This is a genomic window from Alicyclobacillus hesperidum subsp. aegles, from assembly GCF_027923525.1.
In the GTDB taxonomy this organism is placed as follows: domain Bacteria; phylum Bacillota; class Bacilli; order Alicyclobacillales; family Alicyclobacillaceae; genus Alicyclobacillus; species Alicyclobacillus aegles.
In genome coordinates this window covers 121,396-138,270 of the sequence record NZ_BSBJ01000072.1, presented here as the reverse complement: position 1 = coordinate 138,270, position 16,875 = coordinate 121,396, and the positions used below count along the sequence as shown (strand labels likewise).

Genomic DNA, 16,875 nt, shown 5'->3' with positions numbered 1-16,875 from the left:
TTCGCCTCCTTGTCGTCTATTTACTCGATCTCCAGATGGATACAATCAATATGAACACCATAAATAGACCTACAGCGACACCCACCTCAGTGGTCGGAAATGACCAAAGTGCCGAAGATGAGCGTTTGAGTACCGTCGCAATCAAAAGGCCTGCCATGAAGATGCTGAACGCGAGCAACGTGATGCTGAACGACAAGCGATTGCCAATGCGGACAAGTTGGCGCATCAACTGATCCACTTCTGCCATTTCGAGTTGTACGCGCACTTTGCCTCGTCGCCATTCACGCAAAATGCCTCGGATTTGCCTGGGGACGTCCGTCAAGAGCTCGGCCGTGTCGACGGCCCCTTTGAACGCCTTGCCGACAAACTGGCGCGGATTCATGCGATCGCGCAACAACGCACGTCCGAACGGCTCGGCGATATTCAGGATACGAAACGATGAGTCTAGGCCTTCGACCACGCCTTCGACCGTGACGAGCGTCTTGCCGACCAGCGCGAGATCGGAAGGAATTTTGATGCGATGGCGGTACGCGACGGAGAACAATTCGCTGACCGCGTCGCCAAGACTGATTTGTGTGAACGGCAGATCGTAATACTTTTCGCGGAGGTTGTCGACGTCGCGGTGCAACCGCCTGTCATCGACGTCACTGGGGACCACGCCCATGCGGTAAAGCACGCGGACGATGGCGTCTGAGTCGCGGCGCATGAGCGCGATGATCAAAGCGGACAAATGCCGCTTCATCTCCGGCGTCAGCCGCCCAACCATACCAAAGTCCATAAACAGCACGCTGTGGTCTGGCAGCACGGCAAGATTTCCAGGGTGGGGATCCGCGTGAAAGAAACCGTGCATCAGCATCTGCGTGAACTCGGCGTTGGCCACACGTTGAGCGATTTCCCCGGTGCGATAGCCCGATTCGCGCAGAAACGCTCCATTGGTCAGTTTGATCCCGCGCACATATTCCATCGTCAACACGCGCGACGTGGTCCAGTCCCAGAAGATCCTCGGGATGCGTACAGTCGCATCACCGTCATGAATGTTCCGCAAGCGATCGGCATTGCGACCCTCAATCGTATAGTTCAACTCGTTGAGCAGAGTGTAACGAAACTCTTCCACCACTTGGCTAAGTTCATAGTGTGCCGCCCATTCGAAATGACGTTCGGCCAGGCGCGCCAAATCCATCAAAATGTCGAGATCGATCTCGATTTTTTGTTGAATGTCAGGGCGCTGTACCTTGACGGCCACCTCTTCACCGGACTGCAATTCGGCGCGGTGTACCTGGCCGATGGAAGCGGCGCCTACCGGAACTTCGTCAAACGCACGAAACATATCCGAAAGGGGTTGCCCCATCTCGGTCTCGACGATGGTGCGAATCTGATCAAACGGCACGGGGGGCACTTCGTCCTGCAGCTTCGTCAACTGCTCGATGAACTCGGGAGGAAACACATCAGCGCGCAGGCTGGCGATTTGCCCAAGCTTAATAAACGTCGGCCCAAGCTGCTCAATGACCAAACGCATCCGCTCATACGTCGAAATGGTCTCGCGCTCGCGCCGCTCCGAAAAAATGCGCCGCGGCAAGGATAAAATGTCGAACAGTCCGATCTCGTCAATAAACCAGCCAAAGCCGTTGGCGACCAGAATCTGTGCAATGTCCTTATACCGCGACAAATGGCGAACCCGCTTGCCGAGAATCTGTCCTCCAACCATGCCAATCTCCTTTGCCTGCCGACGTCAGCCTGGGTCAATCGACGTGTTCGAGCTTGTCTGCCGCGCTCGCGGTGTCGGCAACGCCATTCCCGGACAATTTCGCCTCAAGCTGCTGCACGCGGGTATCCAATCGCTCCAGCAACTGGCGAAGGCTCGCCAATTCGGCGCGAATGCCTTCCTGATCTTCACGTACACCAAGCTTTGTCAAGGCCTTTTGCACATTGTCCTGTACCGCATTCTGCAGTTCGATCCGACCTTGTTCGCCACGCTCGATCATCTCATGCACAAAATCCCGCGTCTGTTGCGGCGTCATCCGCTTTTCTTCAGCCCACTGCTTGGCGGCCTCCGACAATCGCTCGCGGCTATACGACATCAATCCAACGCCAAGATCGAGAACTTTTTTGAAGGAGTCTTCCAACATCGTGCACCTCACTTCGCAATTCCGCTGTGTGACTACCTTATGATGTGCGGCTCACACGCGCACGGCTTGTTGCCAATAGTGTACCACGTTCCCAGTCTACGCACGCAATTTCAACAGTGGCTCAAGCTCTGCCGTCGACAACGGCCGGTATGCGCCAGGGGTCAAGCCCGGATCGAGAACAAGCGGACCCATCGTCACCCGCTTCAAAAAGGTCACTTGTTTACCTAACGCCTGAAACATCCGTTTCACTTGATGAAATTTGCCCTCATAGATTTCAATGGATGCCTCCGATTCATCGCCGGCTACATGAATTTCGAGGCGCCCTGGCAGGCAGGCGTAGCCATCTTCAAGCATGACACCAGCCGCGATAGCATCGCGATCGCGCTCATCGAGACAACCCTCGACGCGCACGAAGTAACGCTTTGGCACGTGGCGTTTGGGCGAGAGCAGGCTGTGCGCCAGTTGGCCATCGTTCGTCAGAAGAAGCAGCCCCTCCGCATCTTTGTCGAGGCGTCCGACAGGAAACACGCCATACGAACGATCCCTGGCAGCCAGCAACTCTGTGACGACCGGCTGACGCACGTCCTCCGTTGCGCTTAACACGCCCTGCGGCTTGTACATCATGAAATAAACAAATTGCTCGTATGGAATAGGCTCACCATCGCACTCAACCACGTCCCGGCCGACGACGGCGTGCACTGCGGGGTCTTTCACAACCTCGCCATTCACGCGTACGCGGCCAGCTTTGCACAGTTTTTTGACCTCACTGCGCGTGCCAATGCCTGCGGTGGCCAGCCACTTGTCCAATCTCACGCTTTCCACGATCATCCCCCTCACAAGAACTCAGATACCGCCCCTGAAAGTTCCACTTTGTCTTTCCCTGACCATGCCGTACAATGATTTTAAGGCTTTCGTTGCCTAACGCAGCGAGACTATCAATGTAGAAACGAGGTGCTGTGATGCATTTGCTCACCATCGCACTTGTCGTCCTGCTCGGACTCGCCGTCATCTGTCTCGCCATCATTGCGTTTGTCGCATTGACCATTTACTGGACCTTGGAGCCGATTTTGAATGTACTCGGTAAAATCTCGACAGGGCTCGAGATTGGCCGCTTTCTGTATCATCGCCTCGAGTGGCTGCGCCGCCGTCGCTACAAAGACTGGTACCAAGATCGCTAACAGTGGCCCTGCTATGCTTTATTGTAGGAGTATCTGAAAAAAGACGGGGCGGGCGCCTTACAGAAAGGCGTCCGTCACCCGTCGCTACAGTTTGCACGTTACGATTCAGGTTCGTCCAACAACCACGCCTGTTCTTCTGCAATGCGCTGGCGCAATCGTTCGTAGCACGTTTTCGCATCCTTCGCGAAAACCAGTTTGCCATTGACGTATGCATACGCGTTATGCTGACAGAGCCCACACAAACTCAGGCACTCGCTTTCCAAGACAGAAACTCCCGGAAATTCTTCCTCCAGTGCTGCGAGCGGGTAGGCGCTCAGCGGATTGCTCACACATACCTCGACCACGATCACGCCGTACACCACACCGCACTCCCTTCCGAAGTCACTTTCCTTACACCGACAGCACACAAACTGGCTTTTTTACGTGATAGCGCAACCTTGTGTCCACAGGTTTGCCCCTTTCGTCGATGGCAAACACGCCAATCGCGTCATCGTCCTGGTAGGCGATGAGGAGATGGCGGTCATCCGGCAACAAGCAGAAGTGACGTGGTGTCTTGCCGCCTGCCGACACCTCGTACATGGGTTGCAATTGCCCATCTGATTGGATCCCAAAGACGCTTAAGGTGTCCGCACCGCGATTTGTGACATACAAGCACGTCTCCCGCGCATTGAGTTGAAGATGGGCCGCCCACCGCACACTCGCTGGATCGCCATAAAGCGGCAATACTTGGGCAAGTTTGAACGTTTGCGCGGCACGCGTAAACACATTGACTGTGGCATTCAACTCACCGACGACGTACAACACCTCTCCAGTCGCAGAGAACGCCATATGGCGCGGCCCGGTTCCAGGTGGCAGGACGATCTCGTCGCAATAGACAAGATATCGCCCGCTCTGCTCGTAGACGTGAATGCGATCAGTGCCGAGATCCGCAGCAAAGGCGCGTTTGGTCAGCGGATCGATGGCGACAGAGTGCGCATGGGGGCCTTCTTGGCGCTCGCTGTTGGGCCCATTTCCAAAAAAACGCACCACCTGTGCAGCAGGTTCGAGCCACCCGCTGTCGTGAATGGGTAGCAAAGAGATGCTACCAGACATGTAGTTAGATACATAAACGACATCTGTTTCGCCAAAGGCGAGATGGCAAGGCGAATCACCATTAGCCAATTGGCGATTGAGCGGCGTTAAAACTTGTGCCGACGGCTCATAGCGGTATGCTGCGACGTGGCCGTTCGCCGTTTCGCTGACAGCATACAGGCAGCGCCTCGCTTGGTTATACAAGAGATAGGAAGGCGCTGCGATTCCCGATATACCGCCCGTCAGCCTTAGCTTAGCCGTTTGTGGATCAAATTGAAGAATCTGAATGGACTGGTCGTCTTCTCCCCCATATGTACCGATAAATACAGTTGTCACATGATCGCTCTCCCATCCGTTCTGCTACACGTCTACATAATGTTTCGTTGATCATACCTCGCCCACGCATCCATGCCAAACGCTCCGCATCGCGAGCGCGGTCAATCAAATTCAAATTCAAGGTTGCGATGCGATGCTTGGAGGCAGAGCCCCACCCGCTACAGACATGTGAGGAGGATTAGGCATGACACCTGAGGAGCGAAAACTGGCCAACCAACAACGCGAAAGGCGCATTCGCCGGTGGCTGGCGGGACTGTCGTGGACGCTACCAGCCGTGTCGTTTGGTGGTTTTTTTGCGATTTGGCACGCTATTGCGGGAGGTGCGTCGACACAAGCCACGACGACTTCCACACACAGTGCGGCTCACGCGCAACCCCGATCGACAACAAGCACGGTTCACACAATCAGCAGTCATGTCTCGAACGATACTGTATTACAGGTCGGCGATACCGGTAGCAAAGTCAAAGCACTCCAACAAGAACTCACCACTTTGGGATTTTTCTCGTATGCCGTGACGGGCGACTATGGCCCCATTACGGAGCAGGCTGTCTCAGCCTTTCAATCGTCTGTGGGCTTGCCTGAAACAGGTACCGTGGATCGCAAGACCTTACAAGCGCTACAGAAAGCCCTACGCACTCAACGCACACAGTCAGTGGCAAGCCAACAACCAACCCAACAGCAATCTACACAAACGACTCAGGCGCCGACTGTCCAGCAGCCAGCTGCACAAAGCGCACAAAGCGGCGGATCGAACAGTTCCAACACATCCAGTACCTACGTGCCGCCGGCAAGCTCTGTGCAAACTCCACCAAGTGCCATCACCTCGGCATCTTGAGGTGGGCAAGATGGACATTGCACGGTTTCGGGCGATGGGCACGGACGTCACGGTGCATGTACCCGACGTGTACCATGTGCCGGATGACGTCGGTGAGCTGTTGGCAGACGGCGTACAACGACTCATCTCCGAATGGGAGTCGATTCTGACTCGCTTTCACCCAGACAGTGCACTATCCCGGTTCAACCGCACGAACGGCCATTGGGTGGACGTCGATCCTCGTCTCGCCGCAGTGCTCCGACTTGCCGACCAGGCGTTCGCCGAAACGCACGGCTGGTTTGATCCATATCTCGGGGAAGACATTCGCCGTATAGGCTACGATTTGTCGTTCGAGCAATTGACCGTCACCTATCGTCCACTGGAGGTCAGCGATCGCATCGCCCCCAGCGATTCACCCCTCACCCTCCATGCCACGGCCTCGCGTGCCCGTCTTGAACCGGGGTACGAAGTCGATCTGGGAGGTATCGGGAAAGGATGGATTGTCAGGCAAGCCGCACAGTGGCTCGAACAAGCGGGACTGACTGCATTCATTTGCAACGCGGGTGGTGACATGGTTTGCCGCGGCATGAACGGGGACGAGCCGTGGACCATTGGGGTGCAGGATCCGTTTGCCCCACAGGCAACCTCGTTGACCCTTTCTGTGCGCGATCGCGCCGTGGCGACAAGTGGGACATACCGCCGGCGCTGGATGACGACAAACGGGCCTGCACACCATCTGCTCGATCCATTTACAGGTCTACCCACCGAGAGCGATGTCGTCTCCTGTACGATTGTACATCGCGACTTGGTTCGCGCTGAGGTACAGGCAAAGGTAGCCCTTTTACTAGGTTTTGAGCTGGGCCAAAATTGGCTGTCCCAGCAGGATTGCGATGAGTGGGTGCTCATCACGAGTTCGCGGGAGGTCGTACATCGATGCAACTCATTGTAAAGCCACAGCGATTGCCTTTTATCTATACATGGGTGGTTGTCGCTGCCGTCATCGCGGGATCGTATGCACTGGTTTTTCTCACAGACCCGGCGCCGGCATCTGCCAATCGGATGCACTGGTACGTTGCGAGGGCGTCTGGTATGACGGCGTATATCTTGCTGGCGATTGCAGTATTGCTTGGGGCGTCGAGTTCAACCGGACTTTTTGACCGGTGGAAGTTGCGTAAACTGACGACGCAGCTACACCAGTTTTCTGCCCTGCTTGTGTTTCCGTTTCTTTTCTTTCACTTATGGGGTCTGCATGCCGATACCATGGTGCCGTTCCCGCTGCCATCGCTGTTCATTCCGTTTGATGCAGGCTATCGCGCACTCGCCGTTGGCCTAGGTATTCTCGTCATGTATGGATGGATTTTGCTCATCGTCACATCCTATTTTCGGGAGAAGCTAAACGCCAAGGTCTGGCGAACGATCCACGTCCTCGCGTTCCCCATGTTCATCGCCGTCACACTGCATGGGCTCTTCTCAGGCACGGATACAGGAAAGCCATGGGCGATTTTGATCTATGCAGTGCCGAGCGCCTTGTTTTTGCTGGTGTTCGGGCGTCGGCTCTTCGCGGCGCGATCTCGCCGGCAGTCTCTGAAATCGAAAGAGCATACGCGCCCAGTGTGATCACGTCGCAGATGAACCGTGCGCAGCCACAATGTAGACAAACAGCGCCGGATGAACTTCGTCCGGCGCTGTTTTGATCTGGCGACTTAACCAATGGGCTTAAGATGATCCATGACAATGGCTGCCGACTGATAATTGTACGGCGATGGATCAATCCAGAGGTTGCTTTGTGTTGACCAGCCCGTGAATTGTGCGTCGTTGTACTCATACCACAACGCACCGTTGAGAAGTGGAATAACCGGCAGTTGCTCGGCGGCAATCTTCTCAATCTTGTAGATATCGTTCTTCTGTTGCGTGACGTTTGTCGTCTTGGAGAAGTCCGACAGGGCCGCATCGACCGTCGCGTTCTTGTACCCCTCGATATTAAACGAGCCGTTCGAGTCCAGCATGTCGTAATACAAGGTGTATGGCGTTGGGCCGACATTCGTCCAGGAGATGGCGAGATCGTAGGTTGGCTTCTGCCCTGCGCCAGGATCGATCTGGTTGTAGTATGCCGAATACTGTTCCTGCTGGACGTTGACGTTGATACCAATCTTCTGAAGATCTTGCTTGATCAGCAACGCGTCTTCGTCCCAATCGCTCCAACCGGCGACAACCAAGAGATTAAACGACAATTCTTTGCCGTTTTTCGCGAAAATGCCGTTCTTGTCCTTTTTAAAACCGGCCGCAGTCAACAGCTTGACCGCCTTCGCATCGCTCTGTGTGAATGTTTTGTCGGCGGCTGGCAATTTCGGATCAAGCCAAGACTTCTGCGGCGGCAATACGAGGCCATTGGGAGATGCGACGCTCTCGTATCCCGTTTCTCCTTTTACCGACAGCTGTGTCCGATTGATAGCCGCGCTGATGGCCTCGCGCACCGGGAGTTGTGCCAATAGCGGATTGTTCAAATTCGGGTACAGCTCCACTGGGTTGTTGGGCGGAAAGTAGTAGTGATTGTGCTTCGGATTTGCCGCCACAAACGTCTTCTGAATGTCCGGGATGTTGATACCTGCGTACTGGATTTGCCCGCTGGCTAGAGCGAGATCGGCAGCTTGGTTGGTCGCGTACGCTGGATAGCTCAGAATTTGAACCTTCGGAGCCCCGTTGTAATAGCTTGGATTGGCTTCGTATTTGACGTCTTGCGTCGAGAAGGACATCAACTTGAACGGGCCTGTACCGATTGCCTTATCGTGCGTGATTTTGGCTTTGGCGGGGTCGCCAAGGTTCGCCCATTCATGTTGAGGTACGATGTATGTACCGCCAAGCACGTACTGCTCTGCAAAGGGAATATTGGGTTGCTTAAACTGGAAGACGACTTTGTAGTTTCCTTCCGCTTTCACGCTGGACAACTGTTGCCAGATGCCATTGGTGTCGGCGTCAGGGTACTTCTTCAACTCATCGAAGGTGAAGACCACATCCTGTGCGGTGAACGGCTTTCCGTCCGTCCACTTCGCCTTCGTTTGCAGGTTGACGGTCAACGTCTTGTTGCCGTTGCTGAACGTGAAACTTTTGCCGAGCAAGTCAAACTGCTTGCCAGTCGTGTTGTCGAAATAGAAAAGGGTTTCGTAAATATTACCCAAAGTACCGGAAACGCTGTTGGTGCCGGCAAACGGATTGAAGTTGTCCTGCCAGGTAGCCAACACGTTTGGCACGACCGTCAACGTGGTTGGTGCAGATGCTGCAGAAGCTGTCGTAGCAAGCCCCGAGAGGGCGATCAGCGCCGCCGCAGGCGCTGTTAATGCGACTGCCCATGCCTTTTTTGACATATGAATCCCCCTACAATCTTTGTCGTAATCAAGTGATTTCTAGATAGCCACAATAGAAACCGCTTTCGAATTACCTGCCAGCTACCCCCTCCTGTTGGATAAGATTTCTGACGACAACATCTTAGCACTTGTCATAAAGCGCTTTCAATATGCCGGCAAAAGAAAATTTTCAAATGGCAAATAGGGATTTTGAACGGAATCTTGATATTCCCGTCTCTCTCTAAACATGATTAGATCAGTAGAAAGACGGGAATGACTCGAAAGCGATTACGCCCTGCGAAGGCTTGCTGAAAGTTGCGGAGCTGAACCAATACCAATTCTTTTGACACTCGAACGGACCACCAATTCGATAGGAACCGTCAACACAGCCGGAGGTTTGTTCGGGTTCTGCATGAGCTCAAGTAACTCGTGCCCTGCCATGCGGCCCATCTCCTCTTTATTCTGACGAATGGTGGTCAAGGCCGGTGTGACATACGCGGCAAGCTGGACATCGTCAAAGCCAACTAACGAAACGTCGTCCCCAGGCGTCAACCCCGCCTCGCGCAAAGCCCGCATTGCGCCAATGGCCATCATATCCGAAGCGAAAAAAACCGCCGTTGGCATTTCCGGCAAGGCGAGCATTCTCTGCATGGCTTCATAGCCCGATTCTTCGGTAAAGTCCCCCTCCAAGACCCATTCTGCACGAAATGGCAGACCGAGTTCCTGCATCGCTTGATGATACCCCAGTGTCCTGTCATGTCCAGGTTTTGTCCCCGTTCTGTCGCCGACGAAACCGATATAACGATGCCCCAGTTCGGCGAGGTGGCTTACAGCCACGCGGGCGCCGCCAATATTGTCGGACACCAGATAGCTGGCACGAGAGCCTAAAAGGTCGAGATCGACCGAGATGATGGGAATACGGCTACGGGAAAGCGAGGTCAGCCCTGGCGATGTACGGGGTACGCCGAGCAAAAATAGCCCATCGACATCGCGGTGGCGCGCCCGGGCCTCAAACCCTTGTGGCGTTTTCGATCCGTTGGTGGGCGAGAAAAAGAGCACATCGTAACCGCTTGCACCCACGACATCCTGAAAACTGGCAATGATATCGTGCAAGAACGGATGGCGAAAACCCATCCCCGATTCATCTTGAAAGAAAACACCGATGGACATCGATCTGCGCGTGACCAGACCGCGTGCGGCCGCACTCGGCTGGTAACCGAGTTCATTGGTGATGCGTTGCACTTTTTCGCGCGTCTTGGCACTGACATCGGGATATCCATTTAAGACCTTGGAGACAGTCGTAGCCGATACGCCAGCTCGCCTCGCAATATCATAGATAGTGGTCATTGCAACAACTTCCTTTTTCTCTGTAGTGTCAATCACCCAGCCCCAGCTGTGCTTTGGCCCGTTGCGCAAATCAAGCTTTCTAAATGCCTGCCAGCATGATCCTCTGGCGCGCTCAAGCAACGTCCGAAATCGCTTTCGGCACCTCTTAGTCACATTGTATACCTTCGTGAATCGCAAGCAAATCCCTTTTCATGAGCTGCTATTTATGAGAAATTTTCGCGCTTTCCAATTTTCTCGCCGATTCATATTTGAAAGCGTTACCCGAACGTGCTATTGATAGACATGATATCACGATGCGAAAGAGGTGTCTTGTGTGGAATTTACCAAGCTTGGCCGAACTGGGCTGATGGTCAGCCGACTGTGCCTTGGCACAATGAACTTCGGACCCGAAACCGATGAAAAGGACGCATTTCGCATTATGGACGCAGCGCTCGACGCTGGGATCAACTTTTTCGATACTGCGAACGTGTACGGTGGCGAAGGTCACCGTGGCCGGACAGAGGAAATTATCGGCCGTTGGTTCGCGCAGGGAGGTGGGCGCCGCGAACGGGTTGTACTCGCGACCAAGGTTTACAACATCATGGAAGATCCACTCGATGGACCGAATGAGGGACGCGGCCTTTCGGCCTACAAAATTCGTCGACACCTCGAGGGCTCCTTGCGACGCCTGCAGACCGATCATATTGAGCTGTATCAAATGCACCACGTCGATTTGCGTGTCACCTGGGACGAACTCTGGGGTGCCTTCGAAGTTGCCGTTTACCAAGGCAAAATTGGTTATGTAGGTGCAAGTAACTTTGCCGGATGGCATTTGGCTGTCGCCCAAGCTGCCGCAAAACAGCGCAACTTCCTCGGACTCGTCTCCGAACAACATAAATACCACTTGCTGTGTCGTGAACCGGAACTTGAAGTGTTGCCGAGTGCACAGGCACACGGCATCGGCGTCATTCCTTGGAGCCCGCTGGGCGGCGGTTTGCTCGGGCGCAATGCTTTGAATCGGACCGGATCGCGCAGTGCGCGCGCACATGCGGAAGTCGAGAAACACCGAGCCCAATTGGAAGCGTTCAAGAAATTGGCCGACGAACTCGGTGAACCTCAAGATGTGATTGCGCTCGCCTGGCTTCTTGCCAATCCAGCCGTCACGGCTCCCATCATTGGACCGCGGACGATAGAGCAGCTTGAGGACTCGCTGCGCGCCGTCGAAGTCAAGCTGACCGACGACGTGATGGAACGTCTACAGGAAATCTTCCCTGGCCCGGGCAAGCCTGCGCCCGAAGCCTATGCCTGGTAAGTGAATTGGCCAATCGGCGCCGGGTGCGTATCTCCCGGCGCCGATAACCATTCATGATGCCTAGCATTGCGCGCCAATTTCACGCAAAAATGCCCTGGCAATGACCATGTGCCCATTGATGTATGGATGGACGCGATCGCCAGACCAGCTCCATGTGTTCAGATGTTGCAGGCGCTCATCGAATTCGGCCTGCACGTCGATGAACGTCGCGCCGGTCTCATCAGCAACCGTTTTCATCGCAGCCGCATATGCGTCCACCATGGCACGCATCGGATCGCTGCGGTTGGGCTCGAGGAAAAATGGGCTTAACAAGAACATCTCCTTAACGCGCGGGAGCGTCTTCGCCACAAGGGAACGCAATGTCTCTCGGTAGCGATCCAGGCTGACATGGTTCTCGTACAATAGGCGCGCGTCAAACTGCCGCCAAACATCGTTGACGCCTATCATCACCGACACGTAGTCAGGGCGTTGATCGATCACGTCGCGCTGCCAGCGCTCTTGCAAGTCGACCACGGTGTTGCCACTCGTCCCGACGTTGACGACACGTATCGGCCGGTCTGGATATAGTGCCTGTAGCATACCGTCGACGAACGCAACATAGCCAAAACCAAGCCCTCCGCGGGGCGCTTCGCCAATCGGTTGCTGGCGGCCACAGTCAGTGATGGAGTCGCCAATCATCACGAGTTTGCTGTTTGCTTCTAAGCGCATCCCATATTCGCCTCCGTTCCTACCTATCCTATCACACTTTTCTGACGCGTTATCCAAAGCTTCCACAGATTTGCCGAGAGGAGGCCGATGAATAAATACGAAAGGCCGCCAAACGTCAGATAGATGAGACCGCTGACGATGGCCGAGATGGCACCAAAGCCAATCTGATGCCGATAGCGCGCCGGTGAAGTGGGCGGATCCGTCAACATAAAACACGCTAGGAACAAAGCGGAGTTGATGATAGGGTTGCGAAACGCATCCGCAGCCAAGGCGACGTGAAAAGCGCCTTCGAACGCAAAAAAGGCTAAATAGACTGCAAAAAAGGAGAAGAATTGCGGGAACTTGTTGACGCGTTGGACGATGGCGTAACCAACGACAAGCACGATCGCGGCGCTCCACGCTGGCATCGCGGACAAATCCCCCCACCAACTTTCGCTTGCGTGAAACCCCACAATCGCGGCAAGCAGGCCGACCGCCGCCGGGTTGAAGATGGGTTTGCGGCCAATTCTCAGCACATGCTTGGACGCGATGGCGATGGCCGTCGTCGCGATCACAACTGCAATCGGCGTGTCTGCGGCAAGCACCAGCCCGACGATCAGGGCCGTCACCAGCCCACCGTCAGACAAGCGGATGGGGTAGCGCTGCAACCAAAGCGCGATGGTATCGCAGACAACAGCAGTGATGACCGCGACACAGACGTTGAAAATACCGTGCAGCGTTCCACTGTCGATGGCGCCTATGCACAATAACAGACACAACAGCGTGAGTACCAACCCTTTTGGCGTCCGCAAATAGCGCATAAGACCTGTGCGCCGCCGCCGCTCTAGCGGTACCGTCCGCGTTTCACTCATGGATGTACACCTCCCACCTGTCCGTGCAACAAGTTGATAAGTCTGGCATGATAAGCAACCCTTCGGCACCGCAATCGGTAAGTAGGGCTCGTCCCTCGTCGGGCTGCAGGAGCATCGCCGCGGTCGATAAAGCATCCGCCATCATGGCATAGGGGGCGATCACAGTCGCACTTATCGGCGTCTTGCCCCCGCCCCTCGGCAACACAATGTGCGATGCGTCTGGTACAACAGGACTTCTTCGCTCGTAATCGCCCGATGTGCAGACCGCGCGATTGGATATGGCTAATGTCGTCACCATGGCGTCAGGGATGCGCGGATGCCGGATCCCTACCCGCCACGGCTCGCCGCTCGGGCGAACTCCGCCGGCGTAAATGTCGCCACCTGCATCGATCACAAACCCGTCGAGTGCCTGCAGTTGCAAGGCAGCAAGATCGACGGCAAACCCCTTGGCGACAGCACCGAGATCGATAACAACAGGTCTATGCAACGTGACCGTCTGGTGCTCGTCGTCCAATTCGATGTCCCGGTACGACGCGTCTTCCGGCGCAGATGAGCTCGCGATAGAACGACCGGACTGATAGTCGACCACAAAACCAAGCTGCTCCATGCGGCGGCCGACGGCGGGATCGAAGCGACCCGCGGTGATATCGGCGATTGTCAGCGCAAACCGCAGCGGGTGATACAACAAAGGCGACACCGCAACAGGTTCGCCGACGCACAGAAGCAACCGCCTCACCTCGCTGTCAGGCCGAAACCGCGAACAACTCGCTTCGACGTCATAAAACAGCGTGATTGCGTTGTCGATGCGCTGTCTGATGGCGTCTTCTGAATGCGCTCGCGAAACCCCAGTGATGGCAACACGCGTGTCCATCGCGACGAACTCCTTTTGTACTAAGGCCGGCCGCCCCATTTGCATCACCCTTTGTCGTTTGGATTCTGGGCCTGACTCAGGGCCTGTTGGACAGCCATCGCGAACGCGTACGAACTGAGCGTAGCGCCAGAGACGAAGTCCACATTGGCGCTCTGCTTCGCAATCACTTCGTTTGGCAGCACGGGATCGATATCGCTTTGCGGATAATGCGTGTCGCACTCAGTGATCTCCACCCGCACAATCTTGCCGTTCCGGATGGTCACCGCCACGTCGACCGTGCCTATTTGATCGGATCCCGTGCCTTGATACGTACCATCTATGTACTTGGCCGATTTCACGGAGCTTGTCCCGCCGCTGCCGTTTGTGGTTGCATCGTTTGTCTTGTCCGTCAAAGCAGACTCGGCGCGTTGCTGCGTTGTATTCGATCCGTTTGGCACGCCGGCCACCGGTTGATCTGCAAATGGTGCGGTGACGGCATAGCCCGCTGCATACATTGCGCCGAGCGCTACCGTGCACATGGCAATGAGCTGCTTGCTCATTTGCTTGGCCATCCACAACACCCGCCCCCACATGAATAAACATTAACCAGTATAGCCTGCCTAGATTGAAAAACGATTGGCGGTTTAACGACATGTAGGGAAATGCGTACGACAAAGAGGCCGACCCCAAAGGTCGGCCTCCTCGCCTGTTCCAGGTTATTCCTCGATGCCTGTTTCGGTTTCTTCGACGAAGCCAAGGACAGTGTAGAACTTGCCCTCAAAGCTCGACGCCTCGACGTAGCCGTTGTGCAAGAGGCGATAGATGGCCGTGCGCGCCAGCGCACCACGGCGGAACTTCGGAGCCCCTGCACTGCTGATGGAGCGCAGGACCCGATTCGTCCGGTTGTCAATGGTCAAAACCACGGTTGCCGTTTTCACGTTCCTTCACCTGCCTTCCTGCCATTTGTGCCCGCCCCATGGAAGCGAACACACCGTATACAATGCGGCCTTGTCCCGGATTGACATGGACAAAACGCCGAACGGCGGCAAGAAGACGCAAAACAGGGCGGCTCGCCACACGTGATGGCCAGTCCGCCCTGTGTTCAGACAATCCTCATTCGACGTCATCCGGGATGCCGGCTGTCGCCTGCAAATTCCGTACGCGGCCCTCGTCAAGAAAGACGATGCCGTCACTGGTGCCGGCAAAGTAGACATCTCGGATCTGCTCGCGCGTCACGCGCAGACCTTCACCATCGTCGTGCAAACGATGGTCAACTTCCACCTCTGGCACATACGGCCTCTTCACAGGCATCCCCCCGTCTACCGAATGTGATCGTCACACGTAGTGTAGCCGGGAATGGACAATCCATACCACAGGCTTATGCGACCTGCTTCTGCTGTTCCATCACCTTTTGGTGCGAAGGGAGGAACCAAGAGACGACAAGCGTCAGCAACCCGATGCCGAACATCGTGATGAAAATATGGTGTAAGGCGTGAGCGAGCATTTGATCGACAAACGCCTTTAGGCCTGCCGAGAGGCCTGTCGCCGAACCCCCACCGCTGAGTTGGTTCAGAATACCCGTGAGCCGGCTTGAACTGAGCCCTGCTAACCCATTTGCATGTCGCGCGGCGTAATCTTGAACTCCTGCGTTAAAGAGTGCCCCAAAGACCGTGACCCCGATGGTTTGCCCGAGAGATCGCGAGAACTGGTTCGAACCAGTCGCCGCACCACGCATTTGCCACGGCACCGCCGATTGAATCATGACCGTCGTCGGAGTCGTCACGTAGCCCATACCAAGGCCCATGACCACCATGATGCCGACAAAGAACCAATAGGGCGAGTGTAACGCGACGGCCAACAACCAGAGCGTTGCACAGGCTACTAAAATGGCGCCAATGACCGTGGTCCGCTTTGCTCCCACCCGATACATGAAACGACCGGCGAACGTCGAGCCAAGCGGCCAGGCAATCGACATTGGCATCAGGGTGAGACCCGAGCTGGTTGCACTGTGGCCAAGTATGGTTTGGATCCACATGGGCAGATAGACGTTGGCGCCAATCAACACGAAACTCGAAAGAAAGCCGATGATGTTTGATACGGCGATGACCGGGTTCGAAAATAGGCTCAGTGGCAACATCGGCTCTTTTGCCACTCGCTCGATCCAGACGAAACCTGCAAGAAAAACTGCAGCCGCGACAAACAGACCGATGATGGTACCGCTATCCCACGCGTATTGACCGCCACCATTCAACAGCGCGTACAGTAAAGCAGATACGCCGACGGTGAAGACGGCCGCCCCAAGATAATCGATAGATTTGGCGTGCCGTTCAAACTTTTCATGCAAGAACAAGAGAACTAGGACAAACGACACAGCACCTACCGGCACGTTGATATAGAAGATCCAGCGCCAGCTGACGTGATCGACAAACAACCCACCGACAAGAGGTCCGAGCAGCCCAGCCACACCCCATACGGAGCTGAATAACCCTTGCATACGCGCGCGCTGTTCGCCAGGAAAGAGGTCGCCGATGATGGTGAACGTGATGGGCATCACGGCGCCGGCACCAATCCCTTGGAACGCGCGAAACCAGACCAATTCCGTCATGTTCTGTGAAGCACCGGAAAGCGCAGAACCGAGAACGAATAAAATAACACCAATGCTAAATATGACTTTCCGGCCAAAGAGATCGGCCAACTTTCCGTAAATGGGCGTCGTCACACTGGTTGTCAAGGTATAAATGGCAAACACCCAACTATAAAGGCTAAGACCGTGCAATTCGCGCACGATGTGTGGCATCGCCGTACTGACGACCGTGACGTCGATAGCGACGAGGAACACGGCGACCAACATCGCAACCGTCACCATTTGGCGGTTTGTGTGTCGCACTCGAGATTTCCCTCCTCAATTCATTCGTAAACAACTCGCCGCCTCACCATACCGGACTCCCTATACATTTTCAAG

At 55.3% G+C, this 16,875-nt stretch carries 19 protein-coding genes; 5 read left to right on the top strand and 14 right to left on the bottom strand.

The features are described from left to right. Positions 1-16: 16 nt before the first annotated feature. From QMF38_RS14125 to QMF38_RS14115, 3 genes are all read right to left on the bottom strand, one after another. Positions 17-1,705, bottom strand: coding sequence for an ABC1 kinase family protein (locus tag QMF38_RS14125; protein WP_058095120.1), 1,689 nt, complete (start codon positions 1,703-1,705; stop codon positions 17-19). Between the two features lie 34 nt (positions 1,706-1,739). Then, a complete protein-coding gene (locus tag QMF38_RS14120) occupies positions 1,740-2,126 on the bottom strand; it encodes a phasin family protein (protein WP_232302309.1) in 387 nt (128 codons plus the stop codon). A gap of 96 nt (positions 2,127-2,222) precedes the next feature. After that, positions 2,223-2,954 (bottom strand): pseudouridine synthase, encoded by a 732-nt coding sequence (locus QMF38_RS14115; RefSeq protein ID WP_058095121.1) that lies wholly within the window; start codon positions 2,952-2,954, stop codon positions 2,223-2,225. 131 nt (positions 2,955-3,085) lie between these two features. Between QMF38_RS14115 and QMF38_RS14110 the strand changes: the two genes are divergently transcribed. Further along, positions 3,086-3,304, top strand: coding sequence for a hypothetical protein (locus tag QMF38_RS14110; RefSeq protein WP_058095122.1), 219 nt, complete (start codon positions 3,086-3,088; stop codon positions 3,302-3,304). Positions 3,305-3,402: 98 nt separating this feature from the next. Here QMF38_RS14110 and QMF38_RS14105 read toward each other — a convergent pair whose 3' ends face one another. Both QMF38_RS14105 and QMF38_RS14100 read right to left on the bottom strand, forming a co-directional pair. Continuing rightward, on the bottom strand, positions 3,403-3,663 hold the full coding sequence (locus tag QMF38_RS14105; protein WP_232302310.1) for a DUF1450 domain-containing protein: 261 nt from the start codon (positions 3,661-3,663) through the stop codon (positions 3,403-3,405). 31 nt (positions 3,664-3,694) lie between these two features. Continuing rightward, complete coding sequence (locus tag QMF38_RS14100) at positions 3,695-4,711, bottom strand: lactonase family protein (protein ID WP_058095123.1); 1,017 nt, start codon at positions 4,709-4,711, stop codon at positions 3,695-3,697. Positions 4,712-4,895: 184 nt separating this feature from the next. On the opposite strand from QMF38_RS14100, the gene QMF38_RS14095 reads away from it, so the two are divergent. The 3 genes from QMF38_RS14095 to QMF38_RS14085 are packed head-to-tail and all read left to right on the top strand — an operon-like array spanning position 4,896 to position 7,142. After that, positions 4,896-5,546 (top strand): peptidoglycan-binding domain-containing protein, encoded by a 651-nt coding sequence (locus QMF38_RS14095; RefSeq protein ID WP_281759806.1) that lies wholly within the window; start codon positions 4,896-4,898, stop codon positions 5,544-5,546. Between the two features lie 10 nt (positions 5,547-5,556). Then, positions 5,557-6,474: an FAD:protein FMN transferase gene (locus QMF38_RS14090; RefSeq protein ID WP_058095125.1), complete on the top strand. Its 918-nt coding sequence runs from the start codon at positions 5,557-5,559 to the stop codon at positions 6,472-6,474. Next, on the top strand, positions 6,459-7,142 hold the full coding sequence (locus QMF38_RS14085; RefSeq protein ID WP_058095126.1) for a ferric reductase-like transmembrane domain-containing protein: 684 nt from the start codon (positions 6,459-6,461) through the stop codon (positions 7,140-7,142). Before QMF38_RS14090 ends, QMF38_RS14085 begins: the two co-directional genes overlap by 16 nt. Before the next feature lie 86 nt (positions 7,143-7,228). Here the strand turns inward: QMF38_RS14085 and QMF38_RS14080 are convergent, their stop codons facing one another. After that, entirely contained in the window at positions 7,229-8,887 is a 1,659-nt protein-coding gene (locus tag QMF38_RS14080; protein WP_281759805.1) for an ABC transporter substrate-binding protein, read from the bottom strand. A gap of 267 nt (positions 8,888-9,154) precedes the next feature. Then, entirely contained in the window at positions 9,155-10,213 is a 1,059-nt protein-coding gene (locus QMF38_RS14075) for a LacI family DNA-binding transcriptional regulator (RefSeq protein WP_281759804.1), read from the bottom strand. A gap of 346 nt (positions 10,214-10,559) precedes the next feature. Here QMF38_RS14075 and QMF38_RS14070 point away from each other — a divergent pair, with 346 nt between their 5' ends. Continuing rightward, the gene (locus tag QMF38_RS14070; RefSeq protein ID WP_390854764.1) at positions 10,560-11,504 is read left to right on the top strand and encodes an aldo/keto reductase; all 945 of its coding nucleotides are present in this window, start codon (positions 10,560-10,562) and stop codon (positions 11,502-11,504) included. 60 nt (positions 11,505-11,564) lie between these two features. Here the strand turns inward: QMF38_RS14070 and QMF38_RS14065 are convergent, their stop codons facing one another. From QMF38_RS14065 to QMF38_RS14035, 7 genes are all read right to left on the bottom strand, one after another. Continuing rightward, positions 11,565-12,212, bottom strand: coding sequence for an SGNH/GDSL hydrolase family protein (locus QMF38_RS14065; RefSeq protein ID WP_281759802.1), 648 nt, complete (start codon positions 12,210-12,212; stop codon positions 11,565-11,567). A 23-nt stretch (positions 12,213-12,235) separates the two neighbouring features. Then, positions 12,236-13,063, bottom strand: coding sequence for an RnfABCDGE type electron transport complex subunit D (locus tag QMF38_RS14060; protein WP_281759801.1), 828 nt, complete (start codon positions 13,061-13,063; stop codon positions 12,236-12,238). Beyond that, entirely contained in the window at positions 13,056-13,934 is an 879-nt protein-coding gene (locus tag QMF38_RS14055; protein WP_281759800.1) for an FAD:protein FMN transferase, read from the bottom strand. Before QMF38_RS14055 ends, QMF38_RS14060 begins: the two co-directional genes overlap by 8 nt. A 44-nt stretch (positions 13,935-13,978) precedes the next feature. Beyond that, the gene (locus QMF38_RS14050) at positions 13,979-14,485 is read right to left on the bottom strand and encodes an FMN-binding protein (RefSeq protein ID WP_281759799.1); all 507 of its coding nucleotides are present in this window, start codon (positions 14,483-14,485) and stop codon (positions 13,979-13,981) included. A gap of 144 nt (positions 14,486-14,629) precedes the next feature. Further along, the gene (locus QMF38_RS14045; RefSeq protein WP_281759798.1) at positions 14,630-14,851 is read right to left on the bottom strand and encodes a hypothetical protein; all 222 of its coding nucleotides are present in this window, start codon (positions 14,849-14,851) and stop codon (positions 14,630-14,632) included. Between the two features lie 175 nt (positions 14,852-15,026). Beyond that, positions 15,027-15,218 (bottom strand): YozQ family protein, encoded by a 192-nt coding sequence (locus tag QMF38_RS14040; RefSeq protein ID WP_143027532.1) that lies wholly within the window; start codon positions 15,216-15,218, stop codon positions 15,027-15,029. A gap of 73 nt (positions 15,219-15,291) precedes the next feature. After that, complete coding sequence (locus QMF38_RS14035) at positions 15,292-16,800, bottom strand: MDR family MFS transporter (RefSeq protein WP_281759797.1); 1,509 nt, start codon at positions 16,798-16,800, stop codon at positions 15,292-15,294. Between the last annotated feature and the right edge of the window lie 75 nt (positions 16,801-16,875).